General features: G+C 68.2%; 17 protein-coding genes and 1 pseudogene. 9 read left to right on the top strand and 9 right to left on the bottom strand.

The window, feature by feature from the left end:
- Positions 1–216: 216 nt before the first annotated feature.
- Positions 217–1,371: a sensor histidine kinase gene (locus ACO1BR_RS39155; RefSeq protein WP_426799874.1), complete on the top strand. Its 1,155-nt coding sequence runs from the start codon at positions 217–219 to the stop codon at positions 1,369–1,371.
- Positions 1,368–2,024, top strand: coding sequence for a response regulator (locus ACO1BR_RS39150; RefSeq protein WP_426799873.1), 657 nt, complete (start codon positions 1,368–1,370; stop codon positions 2,022–2,024). Before ACO1BR_RS39155 ends, ACO1BR_RS39150 begins: the two co-directional genes overlap by 4 nt.
- Before the next feature lie 153 nt (positions 2,025–2,177).
- On the opposite strand, the gene ACO1BR_RS39145 is transcribed toward ACO1BR_RS39150, so the two are convergent.
- Positions 2,178–3,296 (bottom strand): aminotransferase class I/II-fold pyridoxal phosphate-dependent enzyme, encoded by a 1,119-nt coding sequence (locus ACO1BR_RS39145; RefSeq protein ID WP_426799872.1) that lies wholly within the window; start codon positions 3,294–3,296, stop codon positions 2,178–2,180.
- Between the two features lie 56 nt (positions 3,297–3,352).
- Entirely contained in the window at positions 3,353–4,234 is an 882-nt protein-coding gene (locus ACO1BR_RS39140) for an ornithine cyclodeaminase family protein (protein WP_426799871.1), read from the bottom strand.
- Between the two features lie 52 nt (positions 4,235–4,286).
- Here ACO1BR_RS39140 and ACO1BR_RS39135 point away from each other — a divergent pair, with 52 nt between their 5' ends.
- From ACO1BR_RS39135 to ACO1BR_RS39125, 3 genes are all read left to right on the top strand, one after another.
- On the top strand, positions 4,287–4,877 hold the full coding sequence (locus ACO1BR_RS39135) for a helix-turn-helix domain-containing protein (RefSeq protein ID WP_426799870.1): 591 nt from the start codon (positions 4,287–4,289) through the stop codon (positions 4,875–4,877).
- Positions 4,878–4,918: 41 nt separating this feature from the next.
- The gene (locus ACO1BR_RS39130) at positions 4,919–5,287 is read left to right on the top strand and encodes a hypothetical protein (RefSeq protein WP_426799869.1); all 369 of its coding nucleotides are present in this window, start codon (positions 4,919–4,921) and stop codon (positions 5,285–5,287) included.
- A gap of 544 nt (positions 5,288–5,831) precedes the next feature.
- Positions 5,832–7,187, top strand: a complete 1,356-nt coding sequence (locus tag ACO1BR_RS39125) for a vanadium-dependent haloperoxidase (protein ID WP_426799868.1) — start codon at positions 5,832–5,834, stop codon at positions 7,185–7,187.
- Between the two features lie 20 nt (positions 7,188–7,207).
- On the opposite strand, the gene ACO1BR_RS39120 is transcribed toward ACO1BR_RS39125, so the two are convergent.
- Positions 7,208–7,390 (bottom strand): hypothetical protein, encoded by a 183-nt coding sequence (locus tag ACO1BR_RS39120; RefSeq protein WP_426799867.1) that lies wholly within the window; start codon positions 7,388–7,390, stop codon positions 7,208–7,210.
- A 286-nt stretch (positions 7,391–7,676) separates the two neighbouring features.
- Complete coding sequence (locus ACO1BR_RS39115) at positions 7,677–8,210, bottom strand: nucleoside-triphosphatase (RefSeq protein WP_426799866.1); 534 nt, start codon at positions 8,208–8,210, stop codon at positions 7,677–7,679.
- A 123-nt stretch (positions 8,211–8,333) separates the two neighbouring features.
- Between ACO1BR_RS39115 and ACO1BR_RS39110 the strand changes: the two genes are divergently transcribed.
- The gene (locus tag ACO1BR_RS39110) at positions 8,334–8,786 is read left to right on the top strand and encodes a YbhB/YbcL family Raf kinase inhibitor-like protein (protein WP_426799865.1); all 453 of its coding nucleotides are present in this window, start codon (positions 8,334–8,336) and stop codon (positions 8,784–8,786) included.
- A 119-nt stretch (positions 8,787–8,905) separates the two neighbouring features.
- Here the strand turns inward: ACO1BR_RS39110 and ACO1BR_RS39105 are convergent, their stop codons facing one another.
- Entirely contained in the window at positions 8,906–9,148 is a 243-nt protein-coding gene (locus ACO1BR_RS39105; protein ID WP_426799864.1) for a hypothetical protein, read from the bottom strand.
- A gap of 244 nt (positions 9,149–9,392) precedes the next feature.
- Here ACO1BR_RS39105 and ACO1BR_RS39100 point away from each other — a divergent pair.
- Positions 9,393–9,583, top strand: a pseudogene (locus ACO1BR_RS39100) (hypothetical protein); the annotation flags it as partial.
- 54 nt (positions 9,584–9,637) lie between these two features.
- Here the strand turns inward: ACO1BR_RS39100 and ACO1BR_RS39095 are convergent.
- Genes ACO1BR_RS39095 through ACO1BR_RS39080 form a run of 4 tightly spaced genes read right to left on the bottom strand, consistent with a single transcriptional unit; the run spans position 9,638 to position 13,269 of the window.
- Positions 9,638–10,228: a GTP-binding protein gene (locus ACO1BR_RS39095; RefSeq protein ID WP_426799863.1), complete on the bottom strand. Its 591-nt coding sequence runs from the start codon at positions 10,226–10,228 to the stop codon at positions 9,638–9,640.
- Positions 10,215–10,580: a DUF742 domain-containing protein gene (locus ACO1BR_RS39090; RefSeq protein ID WP_426799862.1), complete on the bottom strand. Its 366-nt coding sequence runs from the start codon at positions 10,578–10,580 to the stop codon at positions 10,215–10,217. The genes ACO1BR_RS39095 and ACO1BR_RS39090 overlap by 14 nt, the downstream gene beginning before the upstream one ends.
- The gene (locus ACO1BR_RS39085; RefSeq protein WP_189303103.1) at positions 10,580–10,984 is read right to left on the bottom strand and encodes a roadblock/LC7 domain-containing protein; all 405 of its coding nucleotides are present in this window, start codon (positions 10,982–10,984) and stop codon (positions 10,580–10,582) included. Before ACO1BR_RS39085 ends, ACO1BR_RS39090 begins: the two co-directional genes overlap by 1 nt.
- Entirely contained in the window at positions 10,981–13,269 is a 2,289-nt protein-coding gene (locus ACO1BR_RS39080; RefSeq protein ID WP_426799861.1) for a nitrate- and nitrite sensing domain-containing protein, read from the bottom strand. Before ACO1BR_RS39080 ends, ACO1BR_RS39085 begins: the two co-directional genes overlap by 4 nt.
- Positions 13,270–13,745: 476 nt before the next feature.
- Here ACO1BR_RS39080 and ACO1BR_RS39075 point away from each other — a divergent pair, with 476 nt between their 5' ends.
- The gene (locus ACO1BR_RS39075; RefSeq protein WP_426799860.1) at positions 13,746–14,504 is read left to right on the top strand and encodes a hypothetical protein; all 759 of its coding nucleotides are present in this window, start codon (positions 13,746–13,748) and stop codon (positions 14,502–14,504) included.
- A 241-nt stretch (positions 14,505–14,745) separates the two neighbouring features.
- Positions 14,746–15,402, top strand: coding sequence for a hypothetical protein (locus tag ACO1BR_RS39070; protein ID WP_426799859.1), 657 nt, complete (start codon positions 14,746–14,748; stop codon positions 15,400–15,402).
- The last annotated feature ends 75 nt before the right edge of the window (positions 15,403–15,477 follow it).

Here is a 15,477-nt window from a genome sequence, read left to right as displayed (position 1 = left end):
ATCGGTTACCGAAAGGATGACGGACACTGCTGCGAACTACGACCAAAGTCAACGTCGAATCGTCTTGTGGGTGTATTTGCTTGCCAGGCGCCGGGTCTTAGGGTCTACCCGGTGCGACGTTTCCGTCATTCCCAGCGTTCCCAGCGTTCCGGCCCCATACCGTTCCACCGGTTCAGCGCCTCGCTACGTCAGTGGCGCCTCCCTACCCGCCGTTTGTTGTGGTGGGAGTCCTGGAGAGAGCTGCTGCTGGACGTCACGATCACGATCGTGGTCACGTTGGTGAACGTGCGGTACGTCGCGGACATCTCCTGGGGGAACTCGGGTCTGTCCGTACGGCTGCTGGCGATTCTAGTGGGCCTGACCCTGATCGTGCGGCGTCGCTGGCCGGTTGCTGTGGCCGTCGCGACGCTCGTTCTCGCGCCCCTTCCCTCCTTCACGCCCCGTGCCGCGTTGCCGATCGCCCTGTACTCCGCGGCCAGGCACGGGCGTTCGCGCCGAGCCGTGGGGGCGGTCTGCGCTGCCGCCCTCCTGGCCGCGACCGGCGGCAGGATCTGGTTCGTGTACTCCTATGGCGGTCTCACGCTGTGGGAGCCGGAAACCTACCTGGATCTCGGCCTGGTGGTCGTCCCGGTATTGCTCGGCCGGTACGTCACGGCTCGCCGTGCGGTGCTGGAGAACCTCAAGGAGCGAGCCGAGCGGCTGGAACGGGAGCGGCTTCTGCTGGCCGAGCAGGCGCGTAGCGAGGAGCGCAACCGGATCGCCCAGGAAATGCACGACGTCGTCGCCCATCGGGTCAGCCTCATGGTCGTGCACGCGGGCGCCCTGGAGATCGACCCCGACCAGAACGAACGGGCGGCCCAGGCAGGCCAGATGATCGGCTGGATCGGACGGCAGGCTCTGGGCGAACTACGGCAGGTACTGGGCGTGCTGCGGCGCGACGGCACGGAGGACCGTCCCGCACCACTGGCTCCGCAACCCTCCCTGGGGGACCTGACCGAGCTGCTTCAGCAGTCCCGGGATACCGGAGTACCGGTCGTGTTGCGGATCTCGGGCGAGCGGCATCCGCTTGACGGCGCCGCGGAGCGCACCGCCTACCGTCTGGTACAGGAGGCTCTGACCAACGTGCACAAGCACGCCGGCAACGCCGCCACCGTCGTGCATCTGCACTACCTCTCCGGCTGGGTACGCGTCACCGTGGAGAACGATGCTCCGTCAACGCGGCCGCTGCGGGACCTGCCCAGCGGCGGGTACGGCCTGAACGGACTTCGTGAGCGGGTCAGCGTCCTTGGGGGAACCTTTCTCGCCGCAGAGAGCCCCGGGGGCGGTTTCCAGGTCCGTGCTTGGATTCCCGCGGTGAAGGGAGCGGCATGACCATCCGCGTTCTCGTCGTCGACGATGAAGAGTTGTTCCGCTGCGGGCTGGGAAACCTCGTGAGTATGGATCCGGGGATCACCGTGGTCGGAGCGGCTTGCGACGGCGCGGAGGCCGTTCGCCTGGCCGGTACCTGCCGCCCCGATGTCGTACTGATGGACATCCGCATGCCGGGAATGGACGGTCTGACCGCGGCGAGGGAGATCCACACTCTGCCGGACGCGCCCAAAGTCATCGTGCTCACCACGTTCGATCTGGACGAGTACGTCCACGCCGCGCTCCAAGCGGGAGCCATGGGATTCCTGCTCAAGGACACGCCACCGCGGGACCTCGTCCAGGCGGTCAAGGTTGTCCACAAAGGCGACGCCATGCTCGCCCCCACGGTGACCCGGCGGCTGATTGCGCACTTCTCCCAACGGAATTCGACGCTCGCCGACGCAGCACGAGGGCGCCTGTCCGCCCTCACCGAACGCGAGCGCCAGGTGCTGTACCTCGTCGCGGAGGGCATGCCCAATGCGGAAGTCGCGGCACGGTTGTTCATGACAGAAGCAACCGTGAAAACGCATGTGAGCCGGTCACTGAACAAGCTCGGCTGCGCCAACCGTGTCCAGGCCGCGCTCGTGGTCTATGACGCGGGGGACCGCCGGCCCTGACGTGGTCGTCGGACGGGTGCGGCGTTCCGGTATGGGCACATGGTGAGCTTCCCTGGCGGAGTGCGGCTGGACCGGCAAGGAGTGACCATCCGGAGGTGGAGTAGTCCGGAAGGGCGCGCAGGCGTCGTCGCGCCCACCCATCTGCCGGGTGTGTCAGGCGAGTTCGGTAAGTACGCGACTGATGCTGGTGAGGGCGGCGTCGAGGTAGCCGGCTTCGAGGCCGTGGGTGATGCGCAGGTGGTGCTCGACGCCGAATTGTGTTCCGGCGCCGACCAGGACATTGCCGTGCACGCGCAGCGCGTCGGCGACTTCCAGACTGGGGCGGGGGAGGTGGTACCGGACGAAGGCCAGTGCCGTGGCATGGGGCGGGATGATGGACAGCAGTCCGTTGTGGTGGTCGATCCACTGCTGGAGGCGGGCGTAGCCGTTGCGGACCAGGGTGCGGTTGCGGGTCAGCAGGCGGTCACGGGTGGCCGGTGTCAGGGCCGTCTCGGCGAGGTGCATGGAAAGCGTGCTGGCGGAGATCGTGGCGTATTCGTGGCGCCGCCAGGTGACGTCCACGACTGCGGGCGGCGCGACCAGCCAGCCCAGGCGCAGGCCGGGCAGGCCGAATGCCTTGGACGGGCTGCCGACGCAGACGGTCTTGTCGTAGCGGCCCCAGAAGGTTGGGGTGGTCTGGTCGGTGAGGCGTTCGGTGCCGCGGTAGACCTCGTCGGCGAGGATCCAGGCGCCGACCCGGTCGGCGGCCGCGATGATCGCGTCGATTTCGGGCTCGGTGAGGATGGTGCCGACGGGGTTGTTGGGGTTGGTGACGGCGATGAGCCTGGTGTCCGGCCGGACCAGGTGGTCAAGGGCGTCGAGGTCGGGGCGCCACTGGCGGTCGGGGTCGAGGGGGAAGGCGTCGACGTCGGCGCCGGCATTCAGCGCGCAGCCACGGACCTGGCGGTAGCCGGGCTCCATGACGACCACGTGATCGCCTGGGCCGACGAGGGCGGCGACCGTGATGGCATTCGCCTCGGCGGCGCCCACCGTGACCAGAACGTTGTCGGCCTCGGCGGTGTGCCAGTCGGCGATCAGGGTGCGCAGGGTGTCGGTTCCGCCCACCGGCGGGTAGTTCAGGTCGGTGGCGAGGAGACGCCGGATCGCGTCGGGGTCATCGGTGAGCAGTTCGCCCAGGGCGACCGGATGGCAGCCGCTGTCGGCGAGATTGTGGGCGACGCTGTGCTCGTAGCGGGACTGCCAGGCTTCGAGCTCGAACGGGGTGAAGGACATGGTGGCCTCTTCAGGGGTCGGTGTGCGGACGGGGTGGAGGGGGTGGGGTGCAGGGGTCAGGGGCACTTGAGCAGGCGGGCGATGGCGAGGTCCTCGATGCCCAGGCCGAGCGACCGGAAGAGGACCGGTCGCTCACCGGACGGGGGCAGGCAGGCGCCGGTGAGGAGTTCGGGCAGGTCACCGCGGAGTTGTTCGGCGGACCACAGATCCGCTTCCGCGGCGAGGACCATTTCCCCGGCCGCTGTGGTGACGGTGGGCCGGTAGTCGCCGTAGACCTCCATGGCGGGCAGTGCCGCGGGCGGGATCTCGTGGGCGCGGGGCGCGTTGGTGCTGATCGATGTCACGACGGTGCCCGGCGGGAGGGCTGCTGCGTCGATGACGGGCTGCGCCGCCGAGGTGCAGAGCAGCACGACATCCGCGCCGGCTGCGGCCTCTTCCGCGCTGTGGGCCACCGTCACGCCGTCCGGGGCCTTGGCCTCGGTCAGTGTGGGCGCGTACATGCGCACCGAGGCGAACGCGCGGACGGCGCGGGCATAGCGCAGGTGCGCGTGTGCCTGGGGGCCGGAGCCGATGACGGCGAGCGTGGCAGCTTCGGGCCGGGCCAGGTGGTCGACGGCGAGAGCGCTGGTGGCGGCGGTGCGTTCCACGGTCAGCGCGTGGGCGTCGCACAGCAGCAACGGGCGACCGGTGCGGGTACTCATGACCAGTGTCCAGGCGGTGACGACCGCGCTCCGACCGGTCCGAGGGAGATACGGGGAGATCTTGAGGCCGTAGGTGTCGTCGAGTGCTGCCTGGTAGGCGATGACGTCGCCGCCGCCGGGCAGCGGCGTGAGAGTCTGGGGCGGCTGCACTGCGGAACCTTCGGCAAGCTTGGTGAACGCGGTGCGCAGGGCGTGCAGGACATCACCGGGCGGTAGGTGGGGCAGGCGCTCCACCATGGGTATCATGTTGCTCATAATGAGCAACATAGTGCACATGTAGGGGAGTGCTGTGTCAACACCGTCGGAGAGCGGCCCGACCGAGCCGTTCATCGAGCGTCTCGGCCGTGAGGTGCGCAGTCGCCGCCAGGGCGCGGGTCTGACCGTCCAGACGCTGGCCGACAAGGCGGGCCTCAGCCGGCGGATGCTCACCCAGATCGAGCAGGGCACGGCCAATCCGAGCCTGGTCACCGTCGACAAGATCGCCCGCGCTCTGGGCGTCGACTTCGCCACCCTGATCGCCCAGCCCACCGCCGAGCCGTGCCACGTCTCCACGGCGGTCGAGGTCTGGAGCAGCCCCGCAGGCAGTCGTGCCGTGCTGCACGTCACCAGCGCCCGCCGCGGCGGCGCGGAACTGTGGGAGTGGACCCTGGCGTCCGGTGACCGCTACCTGGCCCAGCCCGACCCCCCGGGTTCCGAGGAACTCATCCTCGTCAGCACCGGAACGCTGCTGCTGGAAACCGAGGACCGCACAGTCCCCCTCGACGCAGGCGCCTCCGCCCGCCTGGCCAGCGACCGCCCCTACGCCTACAAAGCCCCCGACGACGGAGGACCGGTCAGCTTCGTCCGGGTCGTCGAACTCGGCGCGCCCCGCACACCCTGACCCAACCCGCTCTCCGGCTGGGCTCAGCTTTCCCGGCCGCGGTGCGGCGCCACGCCAACAGGCTGGTCAATGCCGCGGCCGCGGGCGGCCCGTACCGCCACAACAAGATTGCCGCCAGGCTGCGAGAGGCCGGTCTGGGCGCGTTTGCCGACCTCGGCTTCGTCGGCCTGGACGACGACCCCGACGATCCCGTGACCGTCAGCGGCCGCCGGGCGACCCACAGCCATCCGATCAGCGTCGCCCAGAAGGAGGCGAACCGGCTGGTCAGCCGCGAACGAGCGGCGAACGAACACGGCTTCGTCGACCTGAAGAACCGGCGGACCCTCACCAAGGTCCGCATGAACGCGAAGCACGCGACCACGCTACTGCGGGCCCTGCTCGTTCTGACGAACGCGGAGATCGGCCGCTGATCCGCCATGGCAGATGATCTCCCCGAGACGATCACGCCGACCACCAGGGCGAGTACCCCATCAGTGGCTCACGCCACCCCCGCCTACCAGGCCAGCAACCCACATGATCACGCCACGGCCCGACAGGGGAGCCAGAAAGGGGGACTGTCCGGCGTCTCGACTTCACACAGCCGCATGTCGCTCATGTGGTGCTGGGGCCGAAGCGAGGAGGCGCGAGGGAGATATGCCTCCCCTGACTTTGCCCGACCGAGGCGAGCGATCCCTTTGCGGCTCCGCCGCCACGGCGTGAGCCGGTCCTGGTGCCGCGTGCCGAGGAGTGGGTCTTCGTTCGGCCCGCCCACGAGGAGACCCCGTAAAAGGTGTGTATCCGTCGAACCGTACGGCGTCTGCCGCCCGTGGAAATGAACAAGCGCTACTACTGGGCAGACGGAACTGGCTTCACGTCCCCGTTGAACTCCGCAGCAGGCGCCCGGAGTACTTCTTTGCGGCACACGCCACGGACTCCCCCCTCGCTCAGTGGTGCCCGCTGACCGACTGGCCTGAAGTGGCCCACGTGGTCGACGTGTATGGCCACCGGTTGCCCCAGCCCACCAACCACCACAGGGACCCACAGCAAATGAACGGAATGCACAAGATACTCGCTGCACTGACCGGAACTGCGCTGACAGCCGGACTCACTGGCCTGACCTTCGGGCCCGCCGCCACACCTGCTCACTCCCCGACCCTGCGTGCCGCCGCCCAGTGCTCCGGGATGTCGGTCGTGGAATGGAACCGTGAGCTCATCACCGTCCTGAGCGATCCGAAGGCTCAACCGCCCACCATCCACCCCACGCGCAGCTTCGCGCTCCTTCAGGCCGCCGAGTATGACGCGGTGGTATCGGTCACCCGGGCCAGCCCTGCCTACTTGTTCTCGGTGTCGGCGCCGCGAGAGGCCCGTGCAGACGCCGCAGCGGACCAAGCAGCCCACGATGTGCTGGTGGCCCTGTACCCGGCCAAGCGCGCAAGCGTGGACCAACGGCTGAGCAGCCAGTTGTCCGCGATTCCCGACGGCCCCGGTAAGCAAGCGGGCACTCGCGTGGGAGCTGAGGTCACCCGCCGACTGATCAGCCTGCGATCACATGACGGGTTCTCGACCAAGCCGCCGCCGCTCAGTCCCCGCAACGTGGCCGGCGGCTACCGGCCCACACCGCCCGACTTCTCCACACCGGTGTTCACCAACTGGGGTTCGGTCAAGCCGTTCGTGCTGGTCAAAGGAAGCCAGTTCCGCCCGGCGCCGCCGCCGGCGGTCAGCACCGCCGAATATGCCACAGCCCTGAATGAGGTCAAGAGCCTGGGGAGCAAGACCAGCACCACCCGCACTCCCGACCAGACCGCGGCCGGGAAGTTCTGGGCGGCAGCGCCCGTCTGGAACGTCTGGAATCAGATCGCGCAGGGCCTCGTCACCTCCCAGCACGCAAGCCTGGAGCAGGCGGTGAAGGTCTTCGCCCAGCTCGACTTCTCCCTCGCCGACACCGCGATCGCGATGTACGACGCCAAGTACGCCTACCGCGTATGGCGGCCCGTGACCGCCATCCGGCTCGGTGGTACGCACTACAACCCGAGCGTCGATGGCAATCCCAACTGGACCCCTCTGCTGCCGACCGCCCCGGATCCGTCCTACCCGGCCGCCCACGGCGCTCTGAGCCAGGCGGCGGCAACCACGCTCACCGGGTTCTACGGTTCGCAGCACCACCTCGTGGTGACGTCGAAGGGCGTCACCCGAACCTTCGCCGGCTTCCAACACGCCGCCACCGAAGCGTGGCTCAGCCGGATATGGGCCGGCCAGCACACCTCCATCGACAACCGGGCAGGCGAGCAACTCGGCACGCGGGTCGCCGATTTCGTGGCGCAACACATCTGACTGCCCGCACCCGTGCGGCGTCAACGCGCTGGACGGCTGTGGCCCAGAGCCAGCTGTACCCGGCGTATCGGGTACAGCTGGCCCGAACGCGCTACGGCCATGTCAGTCCCAGCTGAGGCGGCGGCTTCGTGGTCGGCCGCCTGCTCGTCGTCGGCGGGCTCCTGGTCGGCGTTCCGCTCGTCGTCCTCACCGCTGGCCTTCATGTGATTCGGCTTGAACGCCGCACGGCTCCTGGTCCATGACAGCCCGCTCGATGGGGGTGAGGGTGTACCCGAGTGCATCGAGGATCTCGAACCATCGGGCGGTCGGTTTTCGCGCCGACGGAGAATGCTGGCGGTCCGTTCGCCATGCGGCCCGGGTGGCGGTCTTCTCGCGTATCGCCGCGATCGCGGCGAACTGGACCTGAACGGCGCGGCCGGGGCCCTTCGAGACGTGCTCGGCCCAATGTGAAACTCCGGCGAAGCGACGGCTGTGCCCAGATGACGGCCTTCATCGGCTTTCCAGCCGTGCTGCCAGATCGGCAGGGAGCGTGTCCCGGTTTGCCCGGGTCACCTGGACGAGTTCGATGTCCGCGCGCCGCTTGAGGGCGTCGGTGAACGGGTCACTCTTGGCGTGGACCGTGGCGACGATGTCGATGTCGGACTCGAACAGGGACTGGACCGTATCCCGGAACGCCGTGCACGTCAGCTCCATACGCCCGAGCTCGTCGATCAGCACGAGTTCCCCAGCAGTCGGATCCGCTGCCGTTGACCTGAGCGGCGGGCATGCAAGCCGCTCCATGACTCCCAGGTCGACGCCGTACCGGCCCACCCGCGGTGGACCCGGGAAGTCGACATGGGCGAGCACTGCTCGCGGGCCGCCCCCCAGTGTTTCCCATGCGAAACCGACCCGGGTGCCGCCTTGCCGGATCTCCTCCGTGGTGAAGCCGACAGCCCTACGGGTGCGCAGGAGTGCGGCCATTCGGCGGATAACGGTCGTCTTGCCCGAGCCGGGACGTCCTTCGAGCAGAATTCTCGTTGGCAATGTGAGCTCCGATCAGGTTCGCCTTGCGAGGTTCCCGGCGCGGTGGCCGGGGTGCTCGGCCGATCGGGTTTTTTGCCCGCTTCGATCGGTGCCGACCAGGCTGATCCGGGTAGAGCCGCGCGCATGACTGGAATTGAGCTCAGAAGCGTGGCGTTCGACGACCATACGGCGATCCCTCGACGCCACAGCGGGGAGGGGGACGACGTCTCGCCACCGCTGACGTGGTCCGCGGCACCGGACGGTACGGCGGAGTTGGTCCTGCTCTGCGAGGACCCTGACGCCCCGGGCGGGGCGTTTCTGCACTGGCTGGTCACCGGCATCGATCCGGAGAGTTCCGGTGCGGAGGAGGGGGAGATCCCTCGTGGTGGCCAGGAGTGGCCCAACGGATTCAGCCGGGTGGGCTGGGCTGGTCCGATGCCTCCGCCGGGGCATGGTGTGCACCGCTACTTCTTCCGTCTGTGGGCCGTGTCGGAGCCGCTTTCCCTGCACGGCCGGCCGACAGCCGATGCAGTGCATCATGCCGTGAAGGGCCAGGAGCTGGCGAGTGGCACGCTGGTGGGCACCTACCAACGCTGACCGCCGTTGTTCGCCGGCGACGGTCGGGCGTGCGAGGCGCGTTCGACAGCAGGACCTCGAACGACAAGCTCAAGGGGCCTGACAAGGGTTCCAGCGCCTGGGACTTTTCGGTTCCGCAGTCAGGTCTCCAGTCGCTTGCCGCCTGTCCGCCGCAACGCGGCCGGGGTCCGGTAGCCGCTCAGCAGGATTGTCGAGCCGTGGTTGACCCGCTCAAGGGCTCGCTCCAACGCGGTGTAGATGCCGTTGAGTTGGCCGCACAACCGGCTGATGCAGCGGGTGCGGTCGGCGTTCAGGTCGGCCCGGCGGCCTGAGAGGATGCGCAGTTCCGCGATGAGTTCGTCATCCGGCCACAGGGCGGCCATGCCGTTGGCGACGTCGATCGGCTCAGAGCACGTGCTGGTCCAGGGCCAGCACGTCGGCAAGCAGGGCCAGCAGCTCCGGCTCGTCGTTCAACACCCGGCGCGACAGTGCCGTCACCGTCCAGGACAACGCAGTGATGGTGGGGTCTTGCCGATGCCCGTGCCCGCCCGGATCCGAGCCATGGGTTCCTCCGCTCGCTCGATGCGTCGTGTTTCCCGGGCGACCCCGCCATGTGGTTGGCGGGACGCCGGGATCGCTGCCGAGAACGGGGCACGACTGCTGATCTTCAAGGCATGGCCGACGCCGTACGACGCACTGGCGGACGAATCATCCGCGAGCCGATCGGGACCGCGTTGCCGGCGCTGCTGGAAGGGCTCGGGGGAGCAGCGGGTAGTCAGCGCCCTTGGCGGGCCGACCGCCCAGCCGTGGTCGGCTGAGACGGTCCACCCGTCCTCCCGCTGCCTGCCGACGGTCTCTGGCCGCCCACACGGTCAGACGGGCGCAGGTACCTGCACGTTGGCGATGAGCAGCTCCAGCAGCGAGAGCAGGGCGCCGCGGACGTCCTCCCGGGAGCGGGCGTCGAGCAGGAGGACGGGGGTGTTCGGGTCCCGCAGGTGCAGGGCCGCTTTGATCTCCTCGGCGGTGTACGGCTGTTCGCCGTGGAAGCAGTTCGCGCCGATGATGAACGGCAGTCCGCGGTTCTCGAAGAAGTCGATGGCGGGGAAGCTGCGGTCCAGTCGCCGGGTGTCGACCAGGACGATCGCCCCGAGTGCCCCGTACAGCAAGTCGTCCCACATGAACCAGAAGCGCTCCTGTCCCGGTGTACCGAAGAGATACAGGACGACTCCGGCGTCGGTGAGGGTGATACGGCCGAAGTCCATCGCGACCGTGGTAGCGGTCTTGCTCTCGATGCCGTCGAGGTCGTCGACTCCGACGCCCGCGGCCGTCAGTCGCTCTTCGGTGCGCAGCGGATCGATCTCGGATATCGCTTCGACCAGGGTCGTCTTGCCGACGCCGAATCCCCCGGCGATGAGGACCTTGACGGGGGACGCTTCCGGTGCGGTGGTGTCATAGTCGGGCAAGGTTGTCCCTGATTTTCACGAGCAGGTGGACATTGGAGGTCTCGGAGGCGTCCAGCGGCGGCCGGTGGCGGATCAGACCGCGGTCCAGCAGTTCGCCGAGCAGGACCACCATGGGGGTCAGGCGCATCTGCATCCGGGCGGCGATCTCGGCGACCGCCCGTCCGTTCGGTGCTGGGCACATGGCGAGGATTTCTTGCCACTCTGTGGGCAGGCTGCCGTGACCGTCGGCGTCAGCGGTCGCTGTGATCATCGTGTCCATCGTCAGGTCATGGCGGGATGCGGCCGTACGCCCATCGGTGAGGGCGTACAGCCGCGTCCGGCGGCGCCGTCCGGGCTGGGGGTCGGCTGCCATTACGACGTGGACGCCTGCGTGCGTTCTGGGGTGCCCAGCCACTCGCCGAGCGCCTGCGCGGCGCGGACCGTCTCGCCGCCCAGTTCCCCTAGCCGTGCCTTGCGGGAGGCCACCACGATCAGCGTGCTGCCCGACCCGCACCCGACGATGCACAGGTATCGGTCGTCCATCTCGACGAGTTGGCGGATCACCCCGCCGCCGTCGATCTCTCGCGAGATGGCTTTCATGGTGGACGCGATACCGGAGGCCGCCGCGGCCACCCGCTCGGCCTGGTCCTGTTCGAGCAGGTAGGCGCTGAGCTTGATCCCGTCGTTGGAGAGCAGTACGGCTCCCTGGATCCCAGCGATCCTGCTCAGGTTGTTGTCCAGGATGCTGTAGATCGCGTCGTTCTGTGTCGTCGTCATGGCTGGTCCTGTCGGAGCTCGAGTTCCACTTTCCTGGTGCTGTCTTCGTAGTCCGCCCAGGCGTCGGCCACTTCTTCGGGCGTGGCGGCGTCCTGACCGACCGGTTCGGCCGCACGCGACTCGTGGAGCTGCTGGGCCATGTGGGTCTGCGGGACGCGCTCGGGGAGGGCCGGCCGGGCGGGGACGCCCCCGGAGCCGGACCGGGGCGATGTCCCCGGCGCCGTGGTCCGGGCCGACCCCACCGGCTCTCCCCGCTGTCGGCGGGGCAGTCCCGACGTGGTGGGAGCGAGGGCGTCCGCCGGATCGTCGGACCGCTCCTGCGGGACGAGCTCCGGCTGGTGTCCCTCTGTGGACTGCGGTACGGGCGCGGGCCGCTTCGTCGGCCCGGGCACCGCAGTGCGCTCCTGAGTCTCCACGAGGTGCTCACTCGGGACGATCACCACAGCGGATGTTCCGCCGAACGCCGACCGGCGCAGCGTGACCTTCGCCGCGAGCTGGTCGGCGAGGTGGCCGACCACGAAGAGGCCGAGCCGGTGCGCGTTCTCGGCCAGCACGGAGTAAGGCGGGGCCGAGTGCAGGCGGCCGTTCATCTCCTCGTATCTCTCAGCGGTCACCCGCGGGCCACGGTCCTCGATCTCGATGCAGAGGCCGTCGCCCACGAGTTCGGACCGGATGGAGACCTTCGTCGTCGGCGGGGAGAAGCGCGTGGCGTTGTCCAGCAGTTCTGCCAGCAGGTGGCTGATCTGGCTGATCGCGCTGGGTTCGACACTGGTCTCGTCCATGGCGTGACGGTCGATGCGCCGGAAGTCCTCGACTTCAGCGGCTGCCTCCCGGAGGAGGTCGGCGATGCGCATGGGCTCGGTGTGCGGGTCGGGGATCTCGCCGCCCGCCAGGATGAGCAGGTTCTCGATCTGTCTCCGCATGCCCACCGTGAGTTGATCGGACTTCATGAGGTCGGCGAGGAGTGGCTCGTCCTGGCCGAAGGTGTCCTGAAGGTGCTCGGTGAGGGCGAGCTGCCGGCTGACCAGGTTCCCGGTCCGTGAGGCGATACCGGAGGCGAACATGCTGAAGCCCTGTCGCTCGTCGGCGAGCTTGCGGTGCCCCTCAAGGGACACGGCGACTACCCGGGCGAAGGCGTCGCTGATCCGTCCGACCTCGTCCTGCTCGCCCTCCGGGTGCGGCAGCACGTCGGCGCCGACTGCCTGTCCGCGCTGCAGGCGGTCCACGATGTCCGGCAGGGTCTCTTCGGCGACCGTCACCGTGCGGTCGTGGAGATCCCGCAAACGGCGCAGGACCGAGCGCGTGGTGAAGACCACGACGGCGACGACCAGCAGGAGGGCGGCACCACTTGCCGCCACCAGCAGCGCGATCTGACTCTCCAACTGCGCTGCCCGGTCGTCGGCGTGTGCGAGCAGCTCGTGCAGTCTGCTCTCGTTGAAGGCGTTCAACTGGGCGGAAAAGGCGTCCTCGGTCGCATCCCAGTCGTGGACGGCAGGCGGCAGCACGACGCCGGAAGGAGTGTCCCGGTGCTCGGAGATGACCGCCTGCTCGATGCGGGACTTGGCCTTCCAGGGCTTCGAGGCCAGGATCCGCCGGAGGGCCTGCTGGCCCTCATCCGGCAGATCGAGCACGATCGTGTCGTACAAGTAGTTGCTGGAGCCGGCGGCTTCGATGAAATCACCGAACCTGGCGGACGTCAGTTTCCCGGAGGTGTCTGCCAGCGAGAGGATCGCGTCCTCGCGCGACACCACCTCCGATGCCGAGAACAGGGAGATCAACGACGTTCTCTCCTGCGTCAGCCCACCGTCGTCCACGGAACTGGAGTCCGCGTAGCTGCGGATCGTCTCGTTGATCACGCCGGTGTAGTAGTCGAGGGTGTCGGCCAGGCTGCCGTGGCGTGTGTCGGCGCGCTCGCGTTGGGTGCCCAAGTCCGTGAGACGCCGCGTGGCTTCCTGGAGGTGGTGCTTGGCGACGTCCGAATGCATCTGACCGGGGTCCGACGACTTCAGGAACGTGGCCACGGCCTGGTCGGTGTTCGCTCGGTGGCTGCGCAGGTCGGCCGCGGCTACGGGTGTGCCCGACCACAACGCGGCGGTGATCGCGCGCTCGGACTGCAATTTGATCACGAGCTGGTACAGGGGTATGCCTGTCTGCCGGCCGGCCACCGCGGCCTGGCGCAGTTGCTGCGACTCCTGCAGCAACTGATTCGCGGTGACGAGGACTTGGACGCCCATGGCCACGGTGGGCACCACCGCCAGCCAGACGAGCAAGGTACGCAGGCGCACCACACGCCGTCGACGCCGCGGCACCGGCTCGCCTGGGCCTTCGGATGCTGTAGGGGTCATCAGTCCTCATAAAACGGAGTCGGCCATTCCCGATCGGGTGCCGATCATAACCAGTCAACTTGAGTAGCGCCGATTGAAGTTGACGTCGAGGAATGGTATTGGCACTCAAGAGGAATTGATCGCCGCTTGGGGTAATTGTTGACTGTGCCCGTAGATGGAGCGGATTGCATGCCAAGGCGCCAATGCGCTGGAAGTCGCATCTCAACCGATCTTGGATCGTGCAAGTCGAACGGAAGTGCTGGTCGGGTGAGGCTCTGTCGGAGATCTTGTGACGGTTCCGGGGCTGGCTGCGACGGCGTGTGAGCGTGGACGGCAAGGTATTTCGGTTGCTGGGGGACACGCTGCTTGATGCACTGGGCGGCATGGCGCCCATCACGGGGGAGACGAGGACCACGTTCCCTCAGTAGGGATTCGTAGTGATTCCCGAGGTGCTCAGTGCCGAACAGATCGCCACGGGGCGCCGGGTGGTCGCTGCCATGCTGCAGCTGAAGCCGTACGCCGACGACCACGTCGGACCGCATTTCCTGTGGCCGCGCTTCCCCTCAACCGACCATCCGCTGCTCGCCTTCTATCAGGAGACGGGCATCGGAAAGCTCGCCAACGAGCTACTGCGTACGGACCTGGCCGTGCAGGACCCCGATTTCGTGCAGGTGGCCACGACCATCCCACCCTGGCCGCACCCGCCGGGTGGGCCGCACGTCGACGGCCTGACGCCGGGTGAAGCGGACGGACTTCCGGGCCATCTGCGTTTCGGGCAGTACCTCGCCGCACACGGCGCGGACGCCGTGGCTGGGGTCGAGGAGATGAATCCGGTGCCCTATCCGAAGATCGAGCTCGGCGAGCCGACACACGCCGTCGGCATCGCGGACAGCGTACCGTTCGCGCACTACTTGCTCGCCCACAACATAGGCGACCAAGAGGGCGCGGCCGACACGGGTCGGCGCGAGACGGTGTACTACCGGCTCCATGTGAGCGGACACCGGGATCGGTGGCGCGAGCCGTCACTGATCCGCTCGCCGAATTCCGCCCATAGGGAGTGGCGTAAGGAGCCGGGCCTGTGCGTGGTGCCGGACGGCCAGGGCCGGTCGGCACCACCCACGAAGCGTGTCGGTAACCGGCCCAAATCTCCTGACCGCACACCCGGTAGATGCACAGCTCAGAGCCTGAAAACATGATCGCGGCCCGCTCCACTCCGCCCGTGCACGTTCGATAGCCACCGCGGTGAGCTGGGCGGTGATCCAGGGCCGTTCCCAGGCGCTCGGTGCGTGGGCGAGGCGGCCTGTGGATGGGGCGGTGACACCGACCGAAAAGGGGGGCGTGGTCTTCCATGGGCGCCAGGCAATCCCTTGGCCGGGGCGGACCGTACGTAAGGGTGTGCAGAGGTTGCAGCATATGGCGCATTCCAGGAGGCCACCAATGAACGCGCCAGTACTTCGGCGCGGTGCCGCCACCCTGATGGCCACCGCCATCGCCAGCACCGCCGGCGTCGCCCTTGCTGGTCCTGCCAGCGCGACCACGTCTTACGGTCACCCGCACCAGAAGGTCGTCGTGATCATCGTGAAGGAATCGCGCCACTGCAGGGACTTCAACGTCGTCAAGGTCGTCGTCGTCAAGAAGGATCGCAAGGTCATCATCATCAAGAAGTTCCTGCGTTGCGACTTCCGGAGGCACAACGATTACATCTTCTTCGCCAAAAAAGTCTTCTTCAAGCGCGCATTCCGCACAACGCACAAGGTGTTCGCGATCAACGCACCGGCTCGCGGGACAGTCCCGCTCACCCCTGCGAAGGTCCCGGCGGCCACCAACCCGATCCCCGTCTCGATCAACACACCGCGGACCCCGATGAACCTCACCTCCCCATCCTCGCTCGGCAGCATCACCCCCGGGCACGTCAGCGTGTCGCCCAGCGGCATCACCGCCGGCTCCGGTGCTGCCGGTGCCAGCCTGGGCGCCGGAGGCATTACGGCCGGCTCCGGTGCGGCGAGTGCGAGCCTGGGCGCCGGCGGCGTCAGCGCCGGCTCCGGTGCGGCCGGTGTGAGCATGGGTACCGGCGGCATGGCAGGGATGCGGTGAGTCGGCAGGCGGACGGGTAATCAAACCGATCGATCGGAGCTGTGGGACGGGCCCGGAAACACGGGCCCGTCCCAC

Origin of the sequence: Streptomyces sp. YGL11-2 (assembly GCF_050054615.1) — a bacterium.
GTDB lineage: Bacteria > Actinomycetota > Actinomycetes > Streptomycetales > Streptomycetaceae > Streptomyces.
Note: the sequence above shows the minus strand (reverse complement) of the source record. Positions and strands in the feature narration are given on the sequence as shown.